At 47.8% G+C, this 24,998-nt stretch carries 23 protein-coding genes and 1 tRNA gene; 9 read left to right on the top strand and 15 right to left on the bottom strand.

Features of this window, described 5'->3' with window-relative positions; translation table 11 throughout:
• Positions 1 to 59: 59 nt before the first annotated feature.
• Entirely contained in the window at positions 60 to 875 is an 816-nt protein-coding gene (locus KK083_RS03400) for a hypothetical protein (RefSeq protein WP_254160699.1), read from the top strand.
• A 105-nt stretch (positions 876 to 980) separates the two neighbouring features.
• Here the strand turns inward: KK083_RS03400 and KK083_RS03395 are convergent, their stop codons facing one another.
• Entirely contained in the window at positions 981 to 1,811 is an 831-nt protein-coding gene (locus KK083_RS03395) for a hypothetical protein (RefSeq protein ID WP_254160698.1), read from the bottom strand.
• Positions 1,812 to 2,139: 328 nt separating this feature from the next.
• Here KK083_RS03395 and KK083_RS03390 point away from each other — a divergent pair, with 328 nt between their 5' ends.
• Positions 2,140 to 3,006, top strand: coding sequence for a HEPN domain-containing protein (locus KK083_RS03390; protein WP_254160697.1), 867 nt, complete (start codon positions 2,140 to 2,142; stop codon positions 3,004 to 3,006).
• Positions 3,007 to 3,078: 72 nt separating this feature from the next.
• On the opposite strand, the gene KK083_RS03385 is transcribed toward KK083_RS03390, so the two are convergent.
• From KK083_RS03385 to KK083_RS03375, 3 genes are all read right to left on the bottom strand, one after another.
• A complete protein-coding gene (locus KK083_RS03385; protein ID WP_254160696.1) occupies positions 3,079 to 3,612 on the bottom strand; it encodes a hypothetical protein in 534 nt (177 codons plus the stop codon).
• Positions 3,613 to 3,644: 32 nt separating this feature from the next.
• Positions 3,645 to 4,892 carry a site-specific integrase gene (locus tag KK083_RS03380; RefSeq protein ID WP_254160695.1) on the bottom strand — a complete coding sequence of 416 codons (1,248 nt, stop codon included), beginning with the start codon at positions 4,890 to 4,892 and terminating at the stop codon, positions 3,645 to 3,647.
• A gap of 254 nt (positions 4,893 to 5,146) precedes the next feature.
• Positions 5,147 to 5,233, bottom strand: a tRNA-Ser gene (locus KK083_RS03375).
• A gap of 222 nt (positions 5,234 to 5,455) precedes the next feature.
• Between KK083_RS03375 and KK083_RS03370 the strand changes: the two genes are divergently transcribed.
• On the top strand, positions 5,456 to 5,767 hold the full coding sequence (locus KK083_RS03370; protein WP_254160694.1) for a hypothetical protein: 312 nt from the start codon (positions 5,456 to 5,458) through the stop codon (positions 5,765 to 5,767).
• Positions 5,767 to 5,913, top strand: coding sequence for a hypothetical protein (locus KK083_RS03365; protein WP_254160693.1), 147 nt, complete (start codon positions 5,767 to 5,769; stop codon positions 5,911 to 5,913). The genes KK083_RS03370 and KK083_RS03365 overlap by 1 nt, the downstream gene beginning before the upstream one ends.
• A 24-nt stretch (positions 5,914 to 5,937) precedes the next feature.
• Here KK083_RS03365 and KK083_RS03360 read toward each other — a convergent pair whose 3' ends face one another.
• Positions 5,938 to 6,429, bottom strand: a complete 492-nt coding sequence (locus KK083_RS03360) for a DUF2314 domain-containing protein (RefSeq protein ID WP_254160692.1) — start codon at positions 6,427 to 6,429, stop codon at positions 5,938 to 5,940.
• 330 nt (positions 6,430 to 6,759) lie between these two features.
• On the opposite strand from KK083_RS03360, the gene KK083_RS03355 reads away from it, so the two are divergent.
• Positions 6,760 to 7,503 carry a DUF2541 family protein gene (locus KK083_RS03355; protein WP_254160691.1) on the top strand — a complete coding sequence of 248 codons (744 nt, stop codon included), beginning with the start codon at positions 6,760 to 6,762 and terminating at the stop codon, positions 7,501 to 7,503.
• A gap of 163 nt (positions 7,504 to 7,666) precedes the next feature.
• On the opposite strand, the gene KK083_RS03350 is transcribed toward KK083_RS03355, so the two are convergent.
• Complete coding sequence (locus KK083_RS03350; protein WP_254160690.1) at positions 7,667 to 8,323, bottom strand: DUF4349 domain-containing protein; 657 nt, start codon at positions 8,321 to 8,323, stop codon at positions 7,667 to 7,669.
• A 162-nt stretch (positions 8,324 to 8,485) separates the two neighbouring features.
• Here KK083_RS03350 and KK083_RS03345 point away from each other — a divergent pair, with 162 nt between their 5' ends.
• Positions 8,486 to 9,280 carry a phosphatase PAP2 family protein gene (locus tag KK083_RS03345; RefSeq protein ID WP_254160689.1) on the top strand — a complete coding sequence of 265 codons (795 nt, stop codon included), beginning with the start codon at positions 8,486 to 8,488 and terminating at the stop codon, positions 9,278 to 9,280.
• Positions 9,281 to 9,307: 27 nt separating this feature from the next.
• Here KK083_RS03345 and KK083_RS03340 read toward each other — a convergent pair whose 3' ends face one another.
• The 6 genes from KK083_RS03340 to KK083_RS03315 form a co-directional block, all read right to left on the bottom strand.
• Entirely contained in the window at positions 9,308 to 11,020 is a 1,713-nt protein-coding gene (locus KK083_RS03340; RefSeq protein WP_254160688.1) for a bpX3 domain-containing protein, read from the bottom strand.
• Entirely contained in the window at positions 10,992 to 13,559 is a 2,568-nt protein-coding gene (locus KK083_RS03335; RefSeq protein WP_254160687.1) for a ribosomal protein L7/L12, read from the bottom strand. The genes KK083_RS03340 and KK083_RS03335 overlap by 29 nt, the downstream gene beginning before the upstream one ends.
• Positions 13,556 to 14,299, bottom strand: a complete 744-nt coding sequence (locus KK083_RS03330; protein WP_254160686.1) for a hypothetical protein — start codon at positions 14,297 to 14,299, stop codon at positions 13,556 to 13,558. Before KK083_RS03330 ends, KK083_RS03335 begins: the two co-directional genes overlap by 4 nt.
• The gene (locus tag KK083_RS03325; RefSeq protein ID WP_254160685.1) at positions 14,272 to 15,441 is read right to left on the bottom strand and encodes an AAA family ATPase; all 1,170 of its coding nucleotides are present in this window, start codon (positions 15,439 to 15,441) and stop codon (positions 14,272 to 14,274) included. The genes KK083_RS03330 and KK083_RS03325 overlap by 28 nt, the downstream gene beginning before the upstream one ends.
• Positions 15,399 to 16,055 carry a conflict system bpX4 domain-containing protein gene (locus tag KK083_RS03320; RefSeq protein ID WP_254160684.1) on the bottom strand — a complete coding sequence of 219 codons (657 nt, stop codon included), beginning with the start codon at positions 16,053 to 16,055 and terminating at the stop codon, positions 15,399 to 15,401. Before KK083_RS03320 ends, KK083_RS03325 begins: the two co-directional genes overlap by 43 nt.
• Positions 16,056 to 16,153: 98 nt before the next feature.
• Complete coding sequence (locus KK083_RS03315; protein WP_254160683.1) at positions 16,154 to 16,447, bottom strand: YciI family protein; 294 nt, start codon at positions 16,445 to 16,447, stop codon at positions 16,154 to 16,156.
• Positions 16,448 to 16,825: 378 nt separating this feature from the next.
• Between KK083_RS03315 and KK083_RS03310 the strand changes: the two genes are divergently transcribed.
• Genes KK083_RS03310 through KK083_RS03300 form a run of 3 tightly spaced genes read left to right on the top strand, consistent with a single transcriptional unit; the run spans position 16,826 to position 19,097 of the window.
• Positions 16,826 to 17,839 (top strand): hypothetical protein, encoded by a 1,014-nt coding sequence (locus KK083_RS03310; protein ID WP_254160682.1) that lies wholly within the window; start codon positions 16,826 to 16,828, stop codon positions 17,837 to 17,839.
• Positions 17,840 to 17,848: 9 nt separating this feature from the next.
• Entirely contained in the window at positions 17,849 to 18,538 is a 690-nt protein-coding gene (gntA, locus tag KK083_RS03305) for a guanitoxin biosynthesis heme-dependent pre-guanitoxin N-hydroxylase GntA (RefSeq protein WP_254160680.1), read from the top strand.
• Entirely contained in the window at positions 18,507 to 19,097 is a 591-nt protein-coding gene (locus KK083_RS03300; RefSeq protein WP_254160678.1) for a DUF1989 domain-containing protein, read from the top strand. Before gntA ends, KK083_RS03300 begins: the two co-directional genes overlap by 32 nt.
• A gap of 83 nt (positions 19,098 to 19,180) precedes the next feature.
• On the opposite strand, the gene KK083_RS03295 is transcribed toward KK083_RS03300, so the two are convergent.
• The 3 genes from KK083_RS03295 to KK083_RS03285 all read right to left on the bottom strand — a co-directional run bounded on the left by KK083_RS03295 (position 19,181) and on the right by KK083_RS03285 (position 24,909).
• Positions 19,181 to 20,089, bottom strand: coding sequence for a class I SAM-dependent methyltransferase (locus KK083_RS03295; RefSeq protein WP_254160676.1), 909 nt, complete (start codon positions 20,087 to 20,089; stop codon positions 19,181 to 19,183).
• A gap of 89 nt (positions 20,090 to 20,178) precedes the next feature.
• A complete protein-coding gene (locus KK083_RS03290) occupies positions 20,179 to 20,814 on the bottom strand; it encodes a YHS domain-containing protein (protein WP_254160674.1) in 636 nt (211 codons plus the stop codon).
• 264 nt (positions 20,815 to 21,078) lie between these two features.
• Positions 21,079 to 24,909, bottom strand: coding sequence for a PQQ-dependent sugar dehydrogenase (locus KK083_RS03285; protein ID WP_254160672.1), 3,831 nt, complete (start codon positions 24,907 to 24,909; stop codon positions 21,079 to 21,081).
• Positions 24,910 to 24,998 lie beyond the last annotated feature (89 nt).

Here is a 24,998-nt window from a genome sequence, read left to right as displayed (position 1 = left end):
CTATAATCGGTCCTTCCACTACATTGAATTTCCAGTTACTATCGCTTTAAATTTGTGATGTGAAAAGAGGAATTAAGTTTAACGCCATTTTCATTCTTCAATCGCTACAAGATGATGAAAGACACACCGGTAGTGAGATTGCCCAGCAAATAAAATATGCGTGCCTTCAACGTGGTATTGAGTCGATGGATGAATTGATAAACGTTAATGACCGGACTACCTTTTTTGAAGTGATCAACAATATAACGGATTCTATTGCGCACGGAGTAAAACCTTATTTGCATTTTGAAATGCATGGAACCTCCAGCGGGGGCTTGTGTTTAAGCAGCGGACAAACCATTTCCTGGGAAGAATTGAAAGAACCTTTACGAAAGATGAATGTGGCGTGCAAGAATAACCTGTATGTCTCACTAGCTACTTGCCACGGTGCAAATTTTTTAGACATGTATAAAGGAGAGATCGATAAACCTTGCCCCTTTTTTGGATACATAGGAGCGAGTACGAAGGTTGATGCATTTGATTTTGAGGTGAGCTTTACCTCGTTCTTTCATGCCATGTTAACTAAAGATAGTATTGCCAATGGCATAAAATCCCTGCTTGAATCGTTGCCGGATAATAGGGCAAACTACATTTTCCTGGATTGTGAAATATACCATAAGGAATTGATGAAGAATTGGGAGAAGGAATACGGTTCTTTGGAAGGAAAGACCAGGTATTCTAAATATCTATTCCAACGAGCAAAAAAGGAGTATGCGCACGTGGGAAAAAGTAATAGGCAGATGAGGAGAGAACTGGATAGGATGGTTTTTAGTGGCTATACAGATGACTACCTTGCTCAGTGTAAAAGAATATTTTTACACGAAACAAACGGTTGAGCATGTGACACATTGAGGGTTTCTTCGGATTCGACCTAACTACATTACCGTGCAGCAAAGTGATGAGTAGAAATAGCTTGCTGAGAGCTAGTTAAGTTTGAATGACTATAAATTCAATTTACCGAGTTCCTTTTCAATTTCCTCAAATGATAGATCTGGATTCTCTGCGACCATTTTTATTAATGATTCAAATTCATTATCCATTAATACTTTTACTTGAGAGTTAAGCACAGCTTTTACTTCGGGATTAGATGCTTCTTTTAAAAACTCATCAAAGGTTGGCATGCGTTCTCTTTTTGGCATCAGATCAATAATTAATTCGTAGACCCACTGATTTATTTCATTTTTAAGTGAATCATGCTCTTCGCCAGGTTTGAACAGTTTTTGCTTTGATCGCTTAACCGTTTCCTTGTCGATAAGAGGAGACACTGCGTTAATGGTAGAAACAATTTCGACAATTATCTTATCCAGATTCACCAAGGCCAATTTATCGCCAACATTTGAATGGCTTTTTGAGCCAATAAACGGAATCAATATTTTTTCAACCACATAGTCAAATCTTTTTCCGATTCCCTCTAGTTCATAGTAGGTAATGGGGTCATATTTATTTAAGTTTTCAATGGACTTCTCCAAATTTTTAAAGCAATCGTGATTTAAGAATCCGCATTTCACTGCAAACAGAGGAATGAACTCCTTGGGTATTATCAATTCATCATCGCCGGAATTTCTAATAGATACAAGGTCTTTCAACTTAATTAAATGGTGGTACACTAAAAGTAGATGAGATAATATTATATTTAGTTCTTGCCTTTTATGGAACGATACTTCCTTCAGTTTGCCTTTAATCGCGTATGAATATGTTAAATATGATGCAATAAACGGACTAATTACTGTGATACTTATTTTGATAAATTCAAAGTAGTCAGGATTACTCATAACTTAGGATTAAAGATTGTGTTAGGTAACATTTTGGTCAAAGTGATCCCCTCTAGTGCATATATTTTCAATATATCCTCTTTCTAATTTTTAACCAAAGAAAACTTTGTACATAACCTTTTAAAAGGAATTTGAAAGCTATGCAACAGGACACGGATTTTATTAAATTGAATCAAGCTTAGTTAAAAGGCATAGGCAGGAGAAGAGAAATTGCTAACATTAGAATAAGGAAGGAGAATAGTCGATCAACATTGTATACTGTTACTTGATTGAGTTAATTATTAAATAACACGCAGCGGTCAGCTACTCTGCTTACTCGCATTTAGAAATGGAAACTATTTACGGGGGTCTCTCGGGTATAGAAATGAGTAATGCCGAATTTGATTTTGGTAATGGGATAATAATTAGAAAGACTTATGCGCATCTTACAGCTCCATTCATCATGGCATTTAAACCGCCTGGAAAGTATAAATTTCATGATGGCCCGTGGAAACCGGCAAAGGGCGGTGTGAGCTTTGACATCTCTGCAGAAATAGAGGTGCCTTTTCTTGAGAAATTTAATGATGATTTTGATCAAACGGAATTATTGTGGACTGTGGTAAGTTTGCTTAGAATTGTACAATACGCATATATTTCAGTCCCTGCAATTTCAAACATCTCGTTTAATAAGGTGCTAACTTCTGAGGTTGATCCTGTAATAACTCCAAATGAAATTAAGCAAAGAATTTTTGGGCCACCTAATAACGAAAACCAAAGCGTAAAGGAGGATCACTTGCTATGGGTTAAAAGCAGTTTTGAAAGAACGTTAACCTTAATAAAAACAAATCCCAACTTCTATTCGGCTTTTAAGGCATTTGACTCAACGGCAGAAATTGGAAAAGTTTCGTCTAGCTTAGTTACCTTATGGGGGGCAATCGAACAGCTTTTTTCTCCCAACACCGGTGAATTGAAATACAGGGTGTCTGCAAATCTGGCTGCGTTCCTTTCTGCTCGTGGAACAGAACGATTGAAACTATTCAAGGAAATATCTAAGCTCTACAACGATAGATCAACTGCAGCTCACACAGCAAAAGATGTACATCACTCCCCATTAGTCGCGACTTGGGTTCATTTAAGAAATGCGCTAATAAAAATCATTCAGGACGGAAAAGTCCCATCCCAGGATGACCTTGAAAGGCTGATTTTCGAAGAATAGAAACAGCGAGTGAACAACGGGCTTCGTTATTGATCTGCTCTTAAAGAAGCCCTGTACGCCATAGTACATCATTTAATGTCCCATTTTTTCCTTCCATTTATGTCCCTTTGAAATATGTCCATCCAACGACCGCTTATTCGGGAATGGCCCCGCCTCACATTCAGGGCACCAATATTCTACAACCTTATCTTTATCCGCCTTCAGCCTATTATAAAACAGCTCACTCAATTGCCAAACAGACAGGGAATGGGTAAGGCAAATAACGAAGCTTATCCCTGTTAATTTGATATTCATCATTGTGGGCTCCTGAACAGCAACAAACCAGTAGTCATAATAAAACGCATTAAGAAAGAAGCTCACCACTGCATAAAACTTTCCAGTATTCCTGTAACCGTTAATGATAAAGACCAGGATAATAAATTCAATAACTGCCGCGAGGGCTATACCATAAACCCAGTTCAGCACTGAGTAGCCGAAAAAGCTCATATCAAGGTGCTCCAATTGCTTGAAAAGGTGGCCGGCATGAGGTACATAAAGGATGATCAGGATGAGCGCACCATGGAAAACAACTTCCTTGCTTTCCAGATAAGTTACTATTTTATTCATGTTAATGTCATTTTAAGAAGTGATAGGAACAGTCAACTACAGGGAGAGGCGTCTTTTCTGGAATCAAGCTTCTTGCGAAGTACCATCATATCATCGCTAACCTTTTTATCCAGGATCTTCGCATAGTGCTGAGTAGTCTTCAGGTTTCTATGGCCCAACATTTTGCTAACCGTCTCGATGGGAACGCCATTGGTAAGCGTGATGGTGGTGGCAAACGTATGCCGTGCAGTATGGACAGTCATGTTCTTGGTAATGCCACACAGGTCGGCGATCTCCTTAAGGTAGGAGTTCATTTTTTGATTACTGGGCACCGGCAATAGCACATCCCTATTGATACACACCGGGTTGTTTTCATATTTTTCTAAAATGCTCAGTGCAGCAGACAGCAGGGGTATTCGCGATGGAACATCCGTTTTCGTTCGTTTGGTGAAGATCCATTTTCCGCCGTCCACACCTGTTGCTATCTCGGTACGCTTCAGTTTTTTTATATCGACGTAAGCAAGCCCGGTATAACAGCTAAATAGAAAGAGATCACGGATTACGGTCAGGCGATTTACTGCGAAATCCTTATTTGTAAGAACATCTATCTCTTCCTGTGAAAGCGCTTCACGGATCACCTCACGCTTTGCCATTTTGTAACCCAGGAAAGGATCTTTAGGAAGCCATCCATTCTTAAGGCATATGTTGACGATTTTTTTCAGGTTGCCGATGTACTTCATTGAAGTATTGTGTCCACAGTTCCTTACTGTCTTAAGCCAGAACTCGAAGTCTGTGGCAAACTCATACGAGAGGTCGAGAATGTCTATATCGGAGACTTTCCACTTCCATTGAAGAAATGCCACTGTATGGTTACGCGCCACAGTATAACGCTCCAATGTTCCCTCAGCGCAATCTTTTCCTACCAGTTGGGCCATCTGACTGTTGTGGTTGTCGAATACCTCGATCAGCATTCGCGCTTTTTCTTTTGGCGCGCCATCGAGTCGTTCCTTCAGCGCGTTGACTGTTACCTCCTTGTTGTCTGCGATGATCTGGCGCTGCGCTTCATAGACTCTAACTTGAAGTGTGTCGAGATAAATGTTAAGGGACTTTGCATCTTCTTTCGTTCCGCTGGCTCTTCCTGCTGCAGTGTTCCATCGGTTCGGGTCCCATTGCCGCTGCGTTGAAACCTCTGTTCGTTCACAGCCCACACTGATGCGCATGTAAATGAAAGGTAAAGCACTGTTTGAATTTGCTCTTGCTTTTCTGAAGTAGAAAAGCAAATTGAATCTGTTGTTGCTCATAACAATTTGGGTTTTTAAGCATTGATAAATTTATGCTTGCAGCCACCCGATTTCAAGATGTTCACCTGGTGAACTAGTTGAAATACAGCTCGTTATAGCAAAACTGGTGAGCGCTATTTTTGCTTTTTGGTGCGCTCACCGGATCGCTCACCAACAACTTGAGTTTTGATGAACAATTTGGTGCGTCCTAAAAAGCAAAAAGCCTGAAATTCATACGAATTGCAGGCTTTTGCTTTTGCTTGATATTGAAATTGCGGAGAGGGCGGGATTCGAACCCGCGATACCCTTTCAGGTATACACACTTTCCAGGCGTGCTCCTTCAACCACTCGGACACCTCTCCTGATTGATTTGTAAAAACGGGCACAAATAAATCAATAAAATACGCCCTTTGCAAATAAAGTGACAGAACATTCATTTGCCAGCTCAAAATGCGTTTTTTGCGCTGCTAGCGCTATTTATGGCCGGTATGTACCCAGGTTTTTCCCATCTCTGATTGAGCCGGGGTAAGCATTAATTTTGAAGTACCTGAAATTTCGTGAATATTAGCCCCCAAACGAACACAATGAAAAAACTATTACAGCTTTTGGCACTGTCACTTGTTTTAACCGGATGTGACGCCATGCTTGGTAAAGAGGTAGGCAGGCTGCCGATCAATCAACTGAGCGCTGAAGGAAACCTGGTGATCAAGGAAACAACGTTAGACCTGAAGAAGGATGATGAAATTGCGATATGGTCTGATATGGATATTGAATGCGAAGGAGATGTTGCTTTGAGATTCAAGGTGGAGATGCTGAAAAATGGTGAGAAGATGGGTGGATTCGAATTGATCCCACCGAAAAGAACATTACTACAGGTGAGATTAAAACAACGGTGATGGATAAAACCAGCTGGAGCTTTTCAGGTAAAAATTCGGAGATCAAGATAGAGGAAGATGCCCAGTATACCTTCAAAGGCATTTTAGTTGCCTCTGACAATCCAAGTTTGAAGGTGACTAAAGCAGAGGTATTTTTTAGAAAATAGCAGTCCTTCCGTTAAGGCTACGCCTTATTTGTTTCTATCGATATGCGACACGTGGTTGGCGTGAAACCAAATTAGCTGACCGGCTTTTAGAATTTCATTGAACGGATCGTTATCGAGGGTTCCGGAAAACAGCCCATCTTTTTCACCTGTAACCTGTACCCACATTCTTTCTGTTTCAGTCTCACCCTCTTCTTCGATCATAAAATGCAGTTTTACCAGATCGCCTGGTTTTAAATTCTGTCTTTCAGATTTGGCGGGAATAGGATGGTCGTATACTATTTCGGTGGCGTTTTTCGCAATGTCTTCAAGCTCCCATTTGTCTCTGTCTAACGTTGCCAATCGCTCATCGGCGCTGATGGGCTCATACTCCTGTTTATACCTGGCAAGGATCTTTTTCTCTTTGCGATCGGGCTCCACCTTTTTACCAAAATACTTTTGCTCTTTCCTGTTTTCTTTTCGTAAAAAATAAACAACGATCGCCAGAACGATTACAATGGAAATGATCTGTACTGCCATGAGTCAATTTGTTTTGCCGGTAATAGGTTTGATACCAGGCCGTACCAATAATACGAGGAAATAGGGTAAAAGGTAACCCCTGAAAGCGAGGAAAGATGATTTGCCTTCCCGCTTGTTAACATGTTTGCCTGAATCGGGATCTCAGGCATCCGCTGCTCTTGCAAGGGTGGAGGCTTGAGACCGCCGCTTTCTGAAACCTGTGGATTAAATCAACAATGGCAGCAGCAATAATTGGTGAGACACTCTTTTTTTTGTGTCGGCATGGAATTTTAACTCGCTTAAGATATCATTAAAAACGAAATGTGAAGTTGAATTAAACATGAACAGGGTATGAAAAAAGTAATCGTATTAACGTTGTTGATCCTCACCGCTACTTGCTACACGAAGCTGCAGGCACAAAAACCGGCAGTGGTCGACTCAAATAAGCCAGGCTGGCACCACATCGGCCATACCACAGCGAGCTTTAAAACACAGAACGAATCAATTTCTGTGTTGGGTGCGGATGAATTCACTGCCTTGAAGATCAAGGTTTCGGAGGCGCCAGTGCACCTGCAACGCCTCCAGGTTTTCTATGAGTCAGGCGACATGGAAGAGATCGATGTTCGCGAGCACTTTGCTAACGGAAGCGAGTCTACGGTGATCCAGCTGAAGCATCCTGATAAGGATATCCAGAAGGTTGCCTTCACCTACAATACCGAAGCGAATGCTCGGGGCGAGAAGGCCGACATAGACCTGTATGGTTTGAAAACAAATCAGCCTGCGGGAAAAGACGCTTACAGGGATGAAAAGAATGAAGTAAAAGAAGAAGCCCGTGAAGCAAGAGACGAGGTGAACGAAGAGGCCCGCGAGACCGAAAGCGAGCTTGAAAAAGACACCCAGTCTGCAGGTGATAAGATCGAAGAAGGCGCCAAAGATGCCGCTGCTGCGATCACCGATCAGAAGCTGAAAAATAAAGTAGGCCCTGGCGGAGAAACCGCATACGTTGATGAAAACGGAAAGTATTATTACATCAACAACAATGGTGAAAAAGTATTCATCACAAGAGCTCAGCTCCGTGATAAGAAGATCGATTAACAACTAAAGAAAAAGCAAAATGGCCCGGTACTTTTTCCTTCTGCCGGGTCACTTACGCCAAAAGAGCAGTGATAGTCACTGCTCTTTTTTGTCTTAGCACAGGTATGCATCGGCCACGCCGAAGTCTCAAATCTAATATCTCACCTCTCAAATCTATGTCTGCTCATACCCTCACAAATAGCCATCTTACACCTTTGTACAACCCTACAAACACGTAACCTACCACACCGGGCTTGTGCCTGGGTTCGATATCGATGGTGATGGTGGAGAAGTCAGCGAGGTGTTTCATGCTTTGAAGCTTGCCCTTGAGTGAATCCATTTCGCCGTTAACTCGTTCCAGCTCCTTTTCTACTTTCAATGTGGCTTCCACGTTCTCTGCCCTGGCAAGCAGCTCGAGGTAGCGCTGTCTTGATTTCTCCAGGTTTTCAAGACGGATCTCGTAATCATGATATACTTCTGTTACGTCATTTCCTGACACGGTTTTGCTGATGATCTTACCTTCGCCCTTCAGCGCCTTTAACGCCTTGTTCAGGTGCTGAGCCCTTACCCTGAAGGTTGAGCTTTCGCTGCCCAGCTTCACCACGTATCCTTCGTGCTGGCGCGCTATTTCCGTCAGGCGTACGTTGAAGGTGTCGGCGTTCTCCACCTTCATGGTCAGGTTGGCGTTGAAGATCACAACACGCCCTTCCTGCAGCACAAAGGCATCGTCGGCATTGGGACTACCTCCGCCGGCGCGATACCTTGGTGTTTGTACAGCTGAATTTGAACCGCAGGCAAGCAGTGCCATGCATGAGAGTGATATTACGATCCTGTAAAGCATAATGGGAATATTTGATGGTTTTTAAAGAAGAACGCACCGGCATCGATCAAATTATGAACCAAAGTCATTCAAAAGACCTTTTTTTCGTGAATAGCGCAGAATGTCTCCAGAATGTAAGGCTAACCTTGTAGTTAAAGCCACACATTAAAAAGCTCCAGCCCCATGAAACTTCACCTTGTTGTTCTGTTCCCGCTCGTAACGATATCATGCTTTGGCCAATATTTTCACCGGCGTGCCAACGCTCCTGCGGAGACCGTTTCTTTCATGAAAGATCTTTACATAAAGCCATCGGAACCGGTGCTGCGGAGATCGGCTGCGTTCAAAAAAGCGATCAAGGTCCCGCTCCTGTTAACGGTGGCGAGCTTTTACACCATGACAGACAATGAGAATTTCAGCCGCGCGGAGGTGAAGGAAGAACGTGATGAATGGATCCCGTACTTTCATCACAAGGCAGACAATTACCTGCAATTCGCGCCGATCGCGGTGGTGTATGGCCTCAATCTCGCCGGTGTGAAAGGCAAGCATGATCTCAGGAACCGCACTGCATTGCTGTTCAAATCGGAGTTACTGGTTGCTGCCATCACCTTCCCGTTAAAGAAGATCACCGCGGTGCCACGCCCTGATAACGGTATGCGAAACTCATTCCCATCGGGACACACGGCGCAGGCTTTTGCTGCGGCAACATTCATGTCGAAAGAATACGGGCATCTGAGCATCTGGTATAGTGTCAGTGCCTATGCGATGGCAACCGGTGTTGGGGCCATGCGGATCATGAATAACCGCCATTGGGTAACTGATGTGATGGCGGGCGCCGCCGTTGGAATACTCTCCACCAACCTCGTGTATCTCACACATCGTTATAAGGCGGGAGGAAAACAAAACCGCCCCCAGACTTTGGTGATGCCTTCTTACAATGGCCAGGTGGGCATGGTTACTTTTGTGCGTACGTTAAGCTAACGGAAACATTAATAAGTTAAAGCACGATCAGCGGTTTTTCTGGTTTAGCTTAAAACGCAAAGTATCTTTCAGCAGCTCTTTGTTGTCAGGGTTGAAGTCTTTCAATTCGGATACGATGGAGGGATTGAACGGGATCTGCGCCGCTACGATCTCGTAGGCCATTTCCTGGATCGCATTGCGCAGCTCATTTTTTTTGCGGTACTCGTGTTTGATCACGTTGAGAAACGATTCGCGGTTTTGTGCTGTCACCTCGTTTTGGTAGATGGCATGGAGCGCTTTATTCAGGTCGCCTATTTCGGGAATATTAGAGAAGTAGCTGTTCAGGCAGTTTACGGCGTCGCGGTTACTTCTCCATCCCTCCATCAGCAACGATTGCCCTGCCGGCAGATCATCCATCTTATCCTTACAGACCAGCGACGCTTTTACATACTGCCCCCTTGTTTTATAGTTGTTCACTACTTTTTCGTAGTGCGTGAGCGCCTGTGTTCTTTTGGAAATGGTCATGTACAGATCTCCCACCTTCTCGTGGTCGTCAAGCTCCTGATAAAGGGCAATGGCATCCATCACCATGTTTCCTTTCTCATAACATGCTGCCGCCCTTTGTTTATTACCGGCATGTTTGAGATAGATCGTGGCTGCTTCCTGGTAATACTTTCCGGCTTCCAATGTTTCTGCCGCTTTTAAATGGTTCTTCAGCAGCTTCATATAAACAAACGCGGCTTTCTGATACTCACCTCTTTTGATGAGCTCCTCAGCCGTGGCGTTGTATTGCTTTTGCAGCTCATAGTAACGATCGCCAATGTTAACGATTCCGGATCCTGACCCGCCGCCACTGTTACTAAAGAGCGAGAAATCAAGCCACCGCCTTGACATATCCAGTTGTGCGTGCGCTCCTCCGCGCGTACTGCCTTCCTGGTCAAGGGGGATAGCGTATTTCAGCGCCTCATCCGGATCGTTCTTAAGCAGGTCCATGAGCCGCTCGATCTGCTTTTGATTTCTTTTTTCCAGTTCTTCGAAGTCTTGCTGGATCTTGCCCCATCCATTTCCTGACTTAAACAATTTTTGATACCACGACTGAAGCTTTTCGCCCAGTCCAGTCTTTTCAGTTCCTTTCCCGCCTTCATCTTCGGTTTTCCGGAAGATCGCCCTGTAGAAAGAAAGCCTGATCTTTTCCAGGAGGTTGAGCGGTTTGTTCTCCAGTTTCTCGCGCCTGGGAAAGACACGTTCTTCCAGGTTCTTCAATACATCTTCTGGCGGAACGGCATGGATCTGAAAACCACGGATGGTCATGGGAACAAAAGTAGCAGGGGCAGGCTTTGTAACGCTGACGGGTTTTCTGACAGGGTCACTGATGACGTCCTGAAAGCTCAATGCTTCCGGCAGCTCAACCCATCCGAACTCGGGATGCACAACATACTTGGAAGAAAATAGTTTTTCCAATTCCACGTTGGTGGGCATCGGATAGAGTGTTGAATATTCGGGAATGAACAGCTCGGGTGTAACAGACTGGCAAAGCTGATGCCTGCCGGCCTTATCGCGCGACAAGCTCTGCCCGAAGATCAGGAGGCAACCCCAGATGCTATTGGGCGTCATATCCGGCACCGGATGGACCTGCATGTCACTCAGGGAAAGATCCAGGCGCTGGATTTCCCTGATCCATTCAGCTACTGACTTGCTCCTGATCAGCAGTGCCCTAAGGGGGAAGCTGTTCTTATGATTGGGTATGACCTTGAGCTCCATGGTTGATGATTGTATCGATGTATCGCCTGAGGTATTTGTCAATGAATTCTCGCGGCATGATTGTTTGCGCCGTGGTTCCGGCCTGCCGGATCTCAACATCTGCGCCCACTTCTTTCATGGCCGTACGGAAGTCTTCAGCTTTTTGTTTTGCGAAAGATGCCTTTAACGTAATCGGGCCGCCGTGATCGACAAAATATTTACATTCCTGCAATGAAAATTCCATTGATTCTTTAATGACCTTCGCGGCAGCCAGTCTGTTTTTTCCAGGATCTTTGAGGATGACTTCACAAACCCCGCCTTTGTAATAGTAATCGTTGCCAGCGAATATGGTAGGCGTAGCGACGCCCACTGCAAAATCGAGTGTGGTAGGTATGTACAAATTCTCTATGGCGCTGTCACTGCTTTTCAGTATGAAAAGACCGGATCGGTTGACTTCAACCGTACTGCCGTCGTTAAAAGTGAAGATGCGGTGATCGCTTGTGCTGGCCCGGATTTTTACGGCCTGGCTTGTTGCCGGCGCCAGTCTTAAGTATTTGCCGTAGTCAACAAAGTGCAAGGTGTGCTTGCTAAACACCAATTCTCCCGATGTGTTGATAAATACCTTGTTTATCCTTTTGAACATCGTGTGAGGCTGTACATACTTGCGGAAGACGTCTGCGATGGCTTCCTTGCGTTGAAAAAATTCCTGCCGCGGGTATTTAGCCGAATCAACTTCCACCACGCCGCCAGTGGAAATGGTCCAGCACTTGTTGTCACTGTAATGCAAAAACTTCCCTGCGTCGAAAATAAAAGAAGGCCAGGCTGTCGATTTCCACCCTTTAAAAATAACCGTATGATTTTCGCCCGTGGAGAGGTTCAACAGGAAGATCTCGCGTTTAGGAGTATTGAACAACAATATAACGTATTGCCCCTGATCGGAAATACCTACTTCAAAGATATCTGTTTTAAAAGGAAGGTTCTGGCACACCAGGTCCCAGCCGTGGTTTGGTAGCCCGGCCGATTTGTCGAAGAGCCTGAGCACAGCCCGCTCGTTGTTCAACAGAAAGATCTCGCCATCCGGGGCGGCCAGTATTTTTTTTGCATTACCGGTACTCCTTACCAGGATCGGATAATCCGCCAGGAGCTCAGGTTGCTTATTGACCGGAGGAGCATCACGAGGAGCAGTGGATGGACGCTTCTTCCAAAGATCCTCCAGTGGAAGCCTGATATGTTGAACGTGCTTTTTGCTGTTACGGTACCGCTTGTAAACATCCACATTCCCATCCGCATCGGTCAGCACCTGGTAGTGGATGTGCTGATGGTGCTCGTTCATCACCTTTAACAAAGAAGGCTGCCTGAGGGTGGAAGGCTCGGTGATAAAAAATATTTCCTTGTTCCGGTCCGTGGCGTGTGCCTTCAGAAAAGCTGCCAGGCTATTGGCGGCGTGGAGCGCTCCTTCCACGATCTGCAGCGCATCGATGATGGTGTCGATGTTTTCTACAGACACCGGGTAATAGTTGTCGCTTCCCAGTACGAAGGCTGCGCAGGCAATATCAGTTTTTGGATGTTTTGCGATGGCCAGCATTACCGCAAAGGCGACGGCTTTGGGCGTGCCCCAGTTTTTTAACGAGGCATCGATCAAAACAAAACGTTGCAAATGATTATTGGCCGGTGGAATTTCGCGATGAAGGTACAACGCTTCATTGTTTGCCAGCCGTGACAAAAAGAACAGATCGTCATTGGCGAATTCAGAGATGAGAAGCTTATCGAGATCTCCTTTGTTGGTAAGATCCGAAATTCCTCCCAGGGGCTGCTGGCTGGGCAACGTGCTGTGTACGGGGATGTTCAACCCTCCCCAAAGCCATCGCACCAGCGACCCTACGGCAAAGGTCTTTTGGTTGTTGATGAGCTCATCGATAACATCGAGCGGAGCAGGCTCGTCTTCTATAACAGGCGTATCTTCAAACGTGATCTCGTATTGCTGCAGGTCGGGAACGGCAGCGATCTTTTCGATGATGGCGTCTGTGCTGTCGAACTTATGGCGGAGAAGACCTATTGTTCTGAAGTCGTTGTCGATGACACTCCTGTCAAGGCTGATCTTTCGGGATATTTTTTCGAAGTCCTGAATGCCGTCCTTATACTGTGCATAAATACTTGCTGAGCTTCTGAGCGAAAGAATGTTGTGGCATCCTTCAAAAAGAACCTGGAAGAGCATGATCCTTCTCTTCCCCTGTTTGTAAGCAGGGGGCAGTCCCGTTAGAAGTTTCAGAAAATCTATGGCACTGCGGAGACTGGCATCATCGGTGGTTTTCAGGGCCTTGCTCACAATGTCATAGACTGTATCCAACGAAGCGGCGCCGTTGGGATTGGTGGCGATCAGCGTGAGCAACAGCGATCCAAAAGGAGGAAGGCCTTGCGGTGAAAGCTTCTCGATGATGTCGCCGACAAAATCTTTATACACGATGGTACTTTCCCGCGGAATGGCAATGACGTCGCCATCATCTTCCCATTGCCAGAAGTACGATTCGTAAGATTGAAAATAATGATGTGTATGGCTCAAAGGTCTTTTTCAGGATGATTAAAACTCAGACGGAAGGAGCTCCGGGACAACGTCACCAGGTGTTCTTTCAATATCAATGAATACGTGCTGTCGTTATGCCAGATCACCCAGCAATCTCTCGCCGGATTGATTATTTTTTGAATGGTATCGGAGAGTATATATTGCTCGAAATCAAAGCCGGAAGGAAGCAAGAGGTCTTTTCGCGCCCAGAACGTGTCGCCCGACAATGGCAGCAACGGTGTTCCCAGCAGAAACACCTGATCCGCTTCCAGTATGGTCCAGCGGATCTTCTCCAGCCTGATGGAAGGTGCGGATTTGAGATACGCCCCGAGTACACTTGCTGAGGTGATCATGGCTACGGCTTCCGCCTCCGTGTGGCGCTGTACGAGGTTGATCTGAAGCCTTTCATCGATGCCAAAATAGTGATGATTCAGCGAGGGAAGCTTTACGGGCAACGCTCGGTCTATCGGCGTCCACAGCAGTGAAGGCACAAAACGTTCCGGCAGCTGGCTGTCTAACGGAAAAAGCTGGTTTCCTTTTTCGTAAAACGCCCGCCCGAAAGGTATCGATCTCACTTCCCCGGAATGGATCTGCGCATGCTCAAAATCTTTCACCCATATCAGGTGCTCATCGAAGCCAACTTTGAGATGGCTCCATTGCCTGATGCGTGCAAGGTCGTTTTTATATTCAGCGCTGACCGCCAGGTAATACTTTATACTACCTCCAGCATTTTTTTCCATAGTTGCTCAATTTCAGCGCGAATGTGCTCTTTGTGCTCATTCTTTTTGATCCAGTTGCAGCGCGTCTGAACATACCGGAGCTTGTCTTTTATAACATTTTGTTCTTCGAATGATAAATTGCCGGAGTGCCACCGGCTGGCCAGCAGCTGAACTTCCTTGATGAGCTCTTCGGCGTTGGGCGTCTTGTTGTAACGCGCCTGGGGATGGACCTGTTGGGCAGTAGTATCTTTTTCGATGATGGCGTCGATGATGCCCGCCAGTATTTCGATCTGCTCTTCAGTGTCCCAGATGTATTTCAGAACCCAGAGGTCCGATTTGATGGCTTCGGTTCTGTTGCACATGAGGGCGCTGGCTGCCAGCAGGTTCTGGATCTTCACGGCGCGCCTGTCCGACACTTTAATTCCTGTGTTCCTCAGATTATGCACCACATCCACGAATTGTTTCCGGATGGGAGACAGGTCTACCTGCCGGCTGCGTTGTTGTAATTCGATGATCTCCTGCGGAGTGATCACCGGTTTTTCTGCTGACTGGCGTTCCATGTTCCATCCCGCCAGCAGAACTTCTTCCAGCAGGTCTGTATCTACATAGTCACAACGGATGCGGATCAGGAACCGGTCCAGCAATGCGTTGAGTGCTTCGTCTTCCGGCAGCACATTGCTGGCGCCTACAAACATGAGGGCCGGCAATTTTCGCGTTTCTTTTCCACGTCTGAACAGGCGCTCGTTCAGGGCCATGAGCAAGCTGTTGAGGATGGCGCTGTTGGCATTGAAGATCTCGTCGAGGAAAACCATGGAAGCTTCGGGCATCATGCCTTCCGTGTTGGTAATGAGCTCGCCTTCTTTCAATTTCCGGATATCGAACGGGCCGAAGATCTCGTTGGGTTCTGTAAACCGCGTCAGAAGGTATTCGAAGTTCCGGCCTCCTTCAATGCAATCGGACAGTTGCCGGATGATGGCGCTTTTGGCTGTGCCGGGAGGTCCGAGAAGGAAAGCATTTTCACGGGCGATCAGGCTGATGCCGAGCAGGTCAACAATATCATTTTTTCCGACAAAAGAATCTTTTACGAATTGTAAAACCCGGTTGAGCTTATCGATGGTATTCATGGTAGCGTTGGAGATATAGCCTCTGTAAATTCGCTCCACAGTTGCGTTCCATAGATCCCTAAAAAGGCGCGGATGGAGGTTTCAAATGCGGGATGGCGGGCTAAGGCAAGTTTTTTATGTTGAATAATTCGGTTGCAATATAAAGCATGCAGGCAAGGATCTGAAACGACCGGTGTGAAATCGAGCTTCGACACCTCGAGCGCATACGCAACACCGGAGTAATGCCATTGTTCGAGCCTGGTCTCCAGCAGCGCGATCAACGGATCGTCACTGTCTATCAACTTGAGGTGGGTGATCATGACCGGCAGGAACCGCAGGCACAGATCGGCCGACAGCATGGCAGCAGCATCTCGCTCAAACGGGAACGCCGGCAGCAGAAGACCAAGATCCTCCGGTTTATTCTCGCGGAATAACATCAGCTGCGCACTGATATAGACCGTTTGTGCGGCCCATCGTGATGCCACAGGATTGTATAACGGCACTTCATACGGATGATTCAACGCCTCCCGCTCATATTCTTCTTTTAGAAAATCCACCACATCATCGGCCTCTTCCGCGGTAATGTTCAGTAGGTTGCCATAGAGCATCACTTCTTCGTGCTGCCGAAGGTGCCGGATCATTTTATCGAAATAGTTGTTGTCGCGAGCTTTCATGGAACTACCTGGCAGTATAGCAGGAATAGGAATGAGAAAAAATATTCAATTCACTATAATCTTACATCAGGGTATTTTTCCAGGCAGGACTGAAACCCTCAGCCTTTCCCCAGAAGCTTCTTCAGCTCAGGATGATATTGAGATGTTAGAAACTCCGTTATCGTGAATTCTGCAAGCTTGTGTGTGTAAAACGGATCTTCGCTGATGATCTGCTCAACTTCTTCTTTCGAGCCCGCCAGCGCCAGGATGATGCCACCGGTTCTCGGCACCTTGCGGCCCGAGGCCACGAACACATTTTTCTTATAGTACTTCTGCAGGAATTTCACATGGTCAGTCATGTGTGCATCGAGCTTCTCCAGCGGAACAATGTAATTCAGGTTGATAATGAACATAGGTGATAGATGTGAGACGTTAGATGTGAGATATGAGACATAAGATGATGGCGCAAGTACTTCCGTGAGCGCCGGTAACTGGTCTCCAATCTCATCCCGATAGCTATCGGGATTAATATCTCAAATCTAAACAGATCGAGCGGCTATATTCCAGCGGCCGTTACAATTTTTTTGTGGGCGGGCGACGTTTTCGGAAGAATCGGGGCATGACGGCATTGTTTTTTAGAATTATGAATTAGGGTAGGCAAGAGGGGTATGGTTAGAAAAGCGATTTATTATATAACGCACTGGGAGGACTGGCACTGGTTTATAAAGTACATTCTCATCGGACCATTCTGGCTCTGGAATTGTTTGAAAGCCCGGTCGTTCTGGTTTTTCATGCCCTCTAATCCAGGTATCATTTTCGGAGGTTTTATTGGCGAGACCAAGAAAGAGATCTACGATCAGTTGCCGCCGTCAACCTATCCGAAGAGTGTTTATGTTTCTCCATCGATGTCGTTTTCGGAGATCAACGCTCACCTGGCAAATCATCAGTTGTCTTTTCCATTAGCGGTGAAGCCCAACGCAGGCATGATGGGGTTTATGTTCAGGAAGGTCGAGTCCACTGAGCAGCTCCAGCAATATCACGCGGTGATGCCGGTAGACTATATCATCCAGGAGCTGGTCACGTATCCCCTGGAGGTCAGTGTATTCTATTATCGTTATCCGCAGGAGGCCACGGGTCATATCACCGGGTTCCTGAAAAAGGAACCGATGGAAGTTACCGGTGACGGTACACGCACGTTAAGAGAGCTCATTGCGAGCTACCCGCGCGCGCAGTTCAGGCAGAAAGAACTGCTCTCCAAACATGAAAGTAAACTCGGCACGATCATTCCCGCAGGCGATCGTTTCGCGTTATCGCATGCGCTGAATTTGAGTCGTGGCGGCAGGTTGGTGAGCCTGGAACATGAGAAAGATGCGAGGTTGTTGAAAATATTTGATGACCTGAGCCATTACAGCAAAAACTTCTATTACGGTCGTTACGATATAAAATGTGCTTCGATAGAGGATCTGAAATGCGGGCGTAATTTTTCGATCCTGGAATACAACGGATGCGGCGCCGAACCCCATCACGTCTATGGTAATCGCAACAGTCTTTTTACGGCGTGCAAGATCCTTGTTGATCATTGGGCGATCCTTTACAAAATATCCATGCAGAATTACCGGCAGGGTATTCCGCGCTGGAGCTATGCTGAAGGGTTGAGATTTTCAAGGAAGGCCAAAGAACATTTTAACGTTCTCAGTAAACTCGACTCATCGTTTGAGTTTACATCGGCGAGCGCGAGGTTACCAGTCACAGACCGTTTTTCGAATTCGACTGCGCAATACTATGTGCCAGCCTCCAACGGATAAAGAAACAGCATGGCAGTCGATCACACCCATATTGCGAAAGCGTATCTCGACTTCATCAGGGACAAAGAATTTCCCTGCATAGCCGCCAAAGCCGCGTTATCGGAGAACGGGATCCGCATACTGGTGGCCGATCATCTGGCGTGTCCGAAAGACGATGCCGATATTTTGCAATTCCTTTATACGTTTGTCGATGCCTTCAGAAAGGCAGGTGATCTCTATCACAGCGCGGTGGTGCTTTTCAAAGAGCCGCAGCAGTGTGACGAAAAAATGTTTGACACCATGCTGTGGAAAAGACTCCAGTCGATCTCCGATCTCGATGCGATGCACTTTCGCTGGGACCGCCGGGTAGCGCAGGATGTGACTTCTCCGGATTTCAGCTTCAGTATTAAGGAAGAGGCATTTTATGTGATAGGGCTTCACGCCAACAGCAGTCGTAAGGCACGACAATTCAGCTACCCTGCGCTGGTGTTCAATCCGCACGAGCAATTTCAAAAATTACGTGCGGCCCATAAATACATGCCGATGCGGCAGGCTGTGCGAAAACGGGATCTGAAATTATCCGGTTCGATAAATCCCATGCTGGCTGATTTTGGTGAGGCCTCTGAAGTGTTTCAATATAGTGGTGTTCAATATGACAGTACCTGGAAATGTCCGTTTATCGCAAAACATGATCCAAACAAAGATCATTCCTCCCCGTAGTGGTGTCGCCTTCATCCTCCGGAAAGGTCAGCGCTTGCGCGTTGAAGATGTGCAGGGTGAGCAGGTCAGCGACTTTGTTTGTTTTAATCTTAATGATAAGGCTGAGTATCTTTCATCAGGCAGAACGATCGACTATGCCGATACCATCTTTCTCACCACAGGACATAACTTTTATTCCAACCGGAGCAACATCATGTTCAGGATGGAAGAGGATACTGTGGGACGACACGACTTTTTGCTGACCCCTTGCAGTGAAGATACCTTCCGCATCATCTACGGCCATGAGAAACCGCACCGTGGTTGTTTCGGAAACCTGCTGGCCGCGCTGGAGCCTTATGGCATCAAAGGAGATCAGATCCCGGTTTGTTTTAACATTTTTATGCACGTGGATGTGGATGGGCGGACCGGAAAAATAAATGTGCTGCCTCCGAAAAGTAAAGCAGGTGACCATGTAGTGATCGAAGCTGCGATGGACCTGCTGGTGGGCATGACGGCCTGCGCTGCCGAAAAATCAAATAACTTTTCATTCAAGCCCATTGGATACCAGATATTGGAATAGTTGCCGGTTGCCAGTTACCAGTGCGGGAGGACTGAACTTCACCTGTGAGTTTTGCCTCAAGTGACTGAGAGTGCCTCTGTACATCAGCTTTTATTGAGAAAGGGATTTTGTGGCAGCAGGTTGATCTCAAAGTTTTCTTTCTTCAGCAGGTCCAATGTTTTTGGGTCGGGCAGCTCTTTAAAGATACAGGCAATGATGTTAGACCGTGATGATAGCCCGAGGTCGCATTTCAATTTCCCCCAGGCAATTTTCTTTTTCACCTTGGCAAAAAGTTTAGAGGCATCCGAGGCATCTTCAAACTCCACACCTTCTTCATAGTGATCGTTGAAATACCGGGTGGCAACCGCAGGAAGCTGAAGACCCAGGCCAACCTTTTCAACTTCTCTTTTCGACAGCGTATAAATGTAATTGCCGGCTGGTTCGTAAAAAGCTGCATCGCGGTGAGCAATGCTGCCACCACGGGTTCTCTTCATCAGGTGAAGAATTTTATCGAGCATGCTCCGGAAGACCGGCTGCGGATATTTGTCATTCGGTTCGATGAAAATGATACCTTTTTTGGAAACCCGTAACATTTCGTATACGGCGAGATAAGGCCTTGGAAAATGGTGGTACGACTCTTTGCAGAAGGCAAAATCGAATTCATTATCCTGAAAGCTCAGGAACTCGGCATTCTCAACCCGGTAATCTTCGATGATAGCTTCTTTCTTCGCTTCCTCAAGAAGGTAAGGGGAGAGGTCGGTGGGCAATATCCGGAGCGATGGCTCAATCTGTTTCAGCCTGACCGAGTCCAATCCATAACGGCCATCTCCTACGGTCAGCCAGCGTGTTCCGGGAAAAGCTTTTAACAGCGGTGTAAGCGGCGTATACATTCTTATATGCCGCCAGGTATCGATCGTGTTTTGATTGAACCACGTCTTTTGGATCTTTTTCTGCTCATTTGACCGGGGCAGAAAACATTCTCGCTGGATCCTGTAACTCGTTTCGTTAAACATACGGCGTTGAGATTTATGCGGTGGCCCGAAAAATAACACCGTCGCATGCCGTCTCGAATGACAACGGTCATCGCCTGGCAGGATAGTGGTCAGCTAAAGGCTTCCGGGTCCGCCGTAAAACGATCGCGGCAATGCGCACTGCAAAAATGGTAGGTGGTCTGACCGAGTGTAGCGGCGTAGGTGCTTCTTGCCGGGTCTATCTGCATGTGGCAAACCGGATCGATATGTAAAGGAAATTTTACGGGCTCGTCGAGCAGGAACAACTCCAATGGCTCCGGCACATTCTTCAATTTATGCATGCCGACAGATCTGAAAGGTGCAGCGCTGGTGAGCCCGGATAGAAAACGTTGTGAGCAGAGTATTTCGCCGCGTTGTGCGATGTTCATGATGCGTGCGGCAATGTTGATGGTAGACCCGAACAGGTTATTGCCCTCGATGAAGACTGACCCAAAATGAAGCCCGGCATGGATCGACAGGAAGTGATGCTCATCGCCGGTGAGCTGGTTTAAACGTTGCGCGGTCGATAACATATCGGAGGGGCTATCGGCGAGGATGACAACCTGGTCGCCGATCCTTTGAAATACTGTTGCGCTTCCCGCCAGGGCACTGTCTACCAGCTCCATATACTTGTGCACGATCCTCGCGGCAGACGCACCTCCATGCGCATCTGTCATGGCAGTGTATCCTGTCAAGTCAGCCATCATGATCGCAACATCCTTTTCCATGCCTTGATGAAGTTCATACAAAGGTAATTCATTTTGCGATGACGCACTTCACCTCAAAGGATGGCTGGGAAAATTATGCCTGGACACTTGCATACGACGAACGGGGCGAAGTAGACTACTCAAAACAACCAAACAAAAGAGCCAGGTTCCTCACCCGGCTCTTTTTTACACGATTCTATGAATCAACGCTGCACTCTCCTTACTCCTTAATTCTTACTCCTTACTCCTTCTCATGACTCCTCCTCCTGGCTTCTGACTTCCTTTTTAATTCTTGAGCAGCTTGTGTGTCGTGGTCTTCTCCGACGTAACCAGGTTCAGAACATGAACACCCCGTGCAAAAGACCGCGTATCAAGAATGAACTGATAAGTGCCGGCGGCGTGTACTTTATCAACGAGTTTGATTGCGTTGTTGTTACCCGTGCTGTGCACCGATAAGATAACCCTTCCTTCCCGGGGCACACGGTAGGTAATGGTCACCTGTCCGTCAGCGGGATTAGGGTGGCTGCTGATGTCGGAGTCTTCGCGCAAGGTGGCATTATCACCCGTTGAGCTGGTCAGTGCCGATGTGCTGGTGATCCTTACTTCGGTATAGCTGTTCCAGGCGTTCAGGTTGTTGCCGTGGCCTACAATGCGTACATACCTGGCCGTTGCCGGAGAGAAGCTGAAATTCTCTAACGCAAGACTTGTTCCGCTGCCCTGCAAGCCAGTGGCGCTGGTAGTCCACGCAGCAGCATCCATTGAAACAAGCACATCGAAGATCGACCGTCTTTCGTTACCCTTGTAAAATGCAATTTGCACGCCACTGACCGTAGACGTTGTGTTAAGGCAGAACTGGATCCATTGCCCATCGCCGCTGGCTGACCAGCGTGTGGCCATATTGTTGTCAAGCACGTTAGCCGCCACGTTGCCATCGTCACCACTGGCCGTTACCGGTTCGCAGGCCGGCGCAGTCACGGTGAGGATGTCCACTTCCGTATAACTGTTCCAAAGGTTTACGCTGTTGCCATGACCTACAATGCGCACATGTTTTGCCGTGCGCGGTGTGAATGTAAAGTTTTGCGGATCGAGCGATGTGCCGCTGCTGCTCAACCCCGCTGCCGCCGTAGTCCATGTGTTTGCATCCATCGACGTGAGCACATCAAAGTTGGAGACCCGTGTATTGCCACTGTAAAAAGCGATGGCCACACCGCGTACAGATTGTTCAGTTTGCAGGCAGAACTGGATCCACTGGCCGTCACCATTGGCAGACCAGCGTGTGCTGAGGTTATCGTCAAGTACATTGGCAGGCACGTTTCCATCGTCGGCGCTGGCTATTGCGGCGGGGCATGAGGGCGCGGCCTGCACCGTGATGTTTACGGTTGACGAGGTACCCGTGGCACCAAGATTATCCGTGGCAACCGTGCGCAGCGCATATCCGCCTGCGGGCACGTTGGTCCAGGCAAAGCTGTAAGGTGCTGACGTGTCTTCGCCGAGCTTGGTGGTTCCGTTGAAGAACTCCACCTTGGTAATAGAACCATCACTATCAGCAGCGCTGGCTTCGATAGTAACGCTCGCAGGTGCGGTGAAGGTGGCGCCGCCGGCAGGGGAGGTGATCGATGTAACAGGCGATGCATTGCCACCCGCATCCGTGACCACGGCGAGCTGTGGTGGGTTGGAGCCCGTCTCCTTCGAATTCCACATTGTTCTGGGGTTATGCTCCGGCACACTCTTCATCACCAGGGTCACAACCCTGCGGCCACCTGCAACTTCGTTCCGCACATAATCGGTCACATCCCATGTGTAGTACCTGGCCGTAGCATCTGTAACGGTAGCCAATGCAAGCGCTGTGGCTGAGGTGGCGGGTTTGTTGTTCCAGGTGATGGCTGACTCGGTCCAGGTGGTGTTGGCCGAAGAAAAGACTTCTACAGGAAGGTTTGTGAGCGTGGCGTCTTCTATACGGCCAAATACCTTCAATTGCACGGCAGCAATGGCGCCCGTGATGGTGGTGAGATCAAATTTAAGATAGGTCTCCCGCGTGTTGTCTACCTGCGCGGCAAGTGCACGTTTCACAATGAGGTTGGCGGCATCGGTGGTGCCATGGGTTGTGCCGGCATGGATCCCGTTTCGTACATACGCATCGTGTGTGGGCGTGAGGATCACCGGCGCAGGAGCAACTTTATAGATGGCCGTGTAGCTGGCGGCGTTGTCAGTGATCGTAATGGTTTGAGAAGCGGGGCCACCGTGTGCCCACCGGTCGAATACATACGTTGTGCTTCCCACAGTCTGTGGCGAGACGGGCGCAATGGGCCGGGTGGTGCCGGAGACACCTTCTGTATTGAGCGGTGTTGACACCGGGATGTTATCTACCAGCACCTGCAGTCCTGCGGGTTCCGTGTTGAACGCGAGGTCTGATACCACCGGGAAGAGCTCTACCATGGCGGTGTCTTTAGCGCCATCGGAGTCAGTCACCACGAGGTATAACCTGTACCATACATGGGTCTCGGCGTGGCCGCGCGTATCGATGATGAACGAGCCGCTGGTGACACCGTCAACAAGCTCAGGACCACCATGGCCATGGTTTTCATGCCTGAAGTCGAGGAACCACTCGAACGCGCCGGGTGGCAATGTTCCATCTTCGGGATCTGTGCCGGTGCCCGCATAGCTGATCACATCACCGGCCCTGAACATCGTGTTGTTGGCGGGTGTGGTGATGGTGGCCGTGGGCAGCGCTGTTACCGTGAGCGTTGCGTTGTTGCTGGTGACGCTCCCGCCCGGGTTGGTGATCATTACATTGTAACTTCCCTCATGTGAAGATTGCACATTGGTGATGGTGTACGTGGCAGCGGTAGCGCCTGCAATGTTGGTGGTGCCTTTGCGCCACTGGTACGTGAGCTGCGAGCCCGTAGCGGTTACACTGAAGGTAGCGGTGCCTCCCTGGGGCACGGTAAGCGGTTGTGGCTGCTGCGTGATGACGGGTGCCTGGTTATTGAGCGTGTAGACAATGCGGTAGAGGCTGCCGTTATTGATGTTGAGGAAGTAGAGGTTTCCATCGATGCCTTGTTTGATGTACACCATTCCGTCGGGCAGGCCACTGGCAAACAGAGTACGTGTGGGCGATGCTACCGCGGGATTGATATAGTCGATCCACCCGCCGCAATAGTCGAGAAAGAAGTACTTACCATTGTAGGTAGTGGGATAGTTGCTGATGGCGCCGTTAAAGAAAGTGCCGCCGTTGATGGCGCAGCCCTGGCCATTGGGCGGTGGTGAACTCCTGTTGGTGCTGTAAACGTAAACAGGGTTGGTGAGTCCCGTACAACCACTGGTGCACATGCCTTCCTTGGAGGGCCACCCGAAGTTCTTTCCGCCTGTAGTGGCATCGTTGATCTCTTCCCAGGTAGCATTGCCTACATCGTTAATGAAAAGTTTGCCCGATTGTGGGTCACGAGCCAGGGTGTAGGGATTTCGCAAGCCGTAGCCCCATACTTTGCTGCGTACCGTTCCACCGGTAAACGGGTTGCCAGCAGGTACCGTGCCGTCGGAATTGATGCGGAGCACTTTTCCAAAAGGACTGTCGAGATCCGGGGCATTTGCAGTATTGGTATCATCACCGGCGAGCACGTAGAGCTTGCCATCGGCGCCAAAGGTGATACCCCCGCCGTTGTGATACATGTGCATATCGTTGGGGAAATCGAGGATCACCTGCTCATTCGTCAGCACATCTCCGCTCATGGTAAAGCGGCTTACCCTGTTCTTGGTTGTGCCGGAAGTAGAGTAGTAGAGGTACACAAAACCGTTGGTAGTGAAGGCCGGATCCACGGTTACGCCGATGAGCCCACGTTCACCTGCCGTATTCACCGATAGTGTGACGGCCGGGGTGGAAAGCAGGCTTCCGTTTTTATAAACGCGCAACTGACCGCCCTTCTGGCAGATCAGGATCCTGCCATCCGGCGTAAACTCCATGGCAGTAGGCGTGTTCAGGCCCGTGGCTACGGTTACACGCTGAAAGTTCGCCGGCAAGGTCTGCGCTATTGCGTCGATGCTTTGCCAGTGTGTGATAATGATAATGATCAGGCACAGGATGTGCCATGACCGGACGAGGTTTGGTTTTTTGTTCATACATCTTGGGTTAGGGATTGATAGTTACATTAGGCGGGCGGGTATTTGATCTGTGCGGTTAATACGATGTGAAAGGAAGAAGGGCATGA

Origin of the sequence: Chryseosolibacter histidinae, assembly GCF_018598225.1 — a bacterium.
GTDB classification, from domain to species: domain Bacteria; phylum Bacteroidota; class Bacteroidia; order Cytophagales; family Cyclobacteriaceae; genus Chryseosolibacter; species Chryseosolibacter histidini.
The sequence above is the reverse complement of the archived record's forward strand: the minus strand, read 5'-3'. Positions and strand labels throughout refer to the sequence as shown.

Excerpts from the sequence above, each read along its gene's own strand:
- KK083_RS03395 (WP_254160698.1), bottom strand. The coding sequence starts at position 1,811 with ATGAGTAATCCTGACTACTTTGAATTTATCAAAATAAGTATCACAGTA.
- KK083_RS03390 (WP_254160697.1), top strand. The coding sequence starts at position 2,140 with ATGGAAACTATTTACGGGGGTCTCTCGGGTATAGAAATGAGTAATGCC.
- KK083_RS03385 (WP_254160696.1), bottom strand. The coding sequence starts at position 3,612 with ATGAATAAAATAGTAACTTATCTGGAAAGCAAGGAAGTTGTTTTCCAT.
- KK083_RS03380 (WP_254160695.1), bottom strand. The coding sequence starts at position 4,892 with ATGAGCAACAACAGATTCAATTTGCTTTTCTACTTCAGAAAAGCAAGA.
- KK083_RS03370 (WP_254160694.1), top strand. The coding sequence starts at position 5,456 with ATGAAAAAACTATTACAGCTTTTGGCACTGTCACTTGTTTTAACCGGA.
- KK083_RS03365 (WP_254160693.1), top strand. The coding sequence starts at position 5,767 with ATGGATAAAACCAGCTGGAGCTTTTCAGGTAAAAATTCGGAGATCAAG.
- KK083_RS03360 (WP_254160692.1), bottom strand. The coding sequence starts at position 6,429 with ATGGCAGTACAGATCATTTCCATTGTAATCGTTCTGGCGATCGTTGTT.
- KK083_RS03355 (WP_254160691.1), top strand. The coding sequence starts at position 6,760 with ATGAAAAAAGTAATCGTATTAACGTTGTTGATCCTCACCGCTACTTGC.
- KK083_RS03350 (WP_254160690.1), bottom strand. The coding sequence starts at position 8,323 with ATGCTTTACAGGATCGTAATATCACTCTCATGCATGGCACTGCTTGCC.
- KK083_RS03345 (WP_254160689.1), top strand. The coding sequence starts at position 8,486 with ATGAAACTTCACCTTGTTGTTCTGTTCCCGCTCGTAACGATATCATGC.
- KK083_RS03340 (WP_254160688.1), bottom strand. The coding sequence starts at position 11,020 with ATGGAGCTCAAGGTCATACCCAATCATAAGAACAGCTTCCCCCTTAGG.
- KK083_RS03330 (WP_254160686.1), bottom strand. The coding sequence starts at position 14,299 with ATGGAAAAAAATGCTGGAGGTAGTATAAAGTATTACCTGGCGGTCAGC.
- KK083_RS03320 (WP_254160684.1), bottom strand. The coding sequence starts at position 16,055 with ATGAAAGCTCGCGACAACAACTATTTCGATAAAATGATCCGGCACCTT.
- KK083_RS03315 (WP_254160683.1), bottom strand. The coding sequence starts at position 16,447 with ATGTTCATTATCAACCTGAATTACATTGTTCCGCTGGAGAAGCTCGAT.
- KK083_RS03310 (WP_254160682.1), top strand. The coding sequence starts at position 16,826 with ATGCCCTCTAATCCAGGTATCATTTTCGGAGGTTTTATTGGCGAGACC.
- gntA (WP_254160680.1), top strand. The coding sequence starts at position 17,849 with ATGGCAGTCGATCACACCCATATTGCGAAAGCGTATCTCGACTTCATC.
- KK083_RS03300 (WP_254160678.1), top strand. The coding sequence starts at position 18,507 with ATGATCCAAACAAAGATCATTCCTCCCCGTAGTGGTGTCGCCTTCATC.
- KK083_RS03295 (WP_254160676.1), bottom strand. The coding sequence starts at position 20,089 with ATGTTTAACGAAACGAGTTACAGGATCCAGCGAGAATGTTTTCTGCCC.
- KK083_RS03290 (WP_254160674.1), bottom strand. The coding sequence starts at position 20,814 with ATGGAAAAGGATGTTGCGATCATGATGGCTGACTTGACAGGATACACT.
- KK083_RS03285 (WP_254160672.1), bottom strand. The coding sequence starts at position 24,909 with ATGAACAAAAAACCAAACCTCGTCCGGTCATGGCACATCCTGTGCCTG.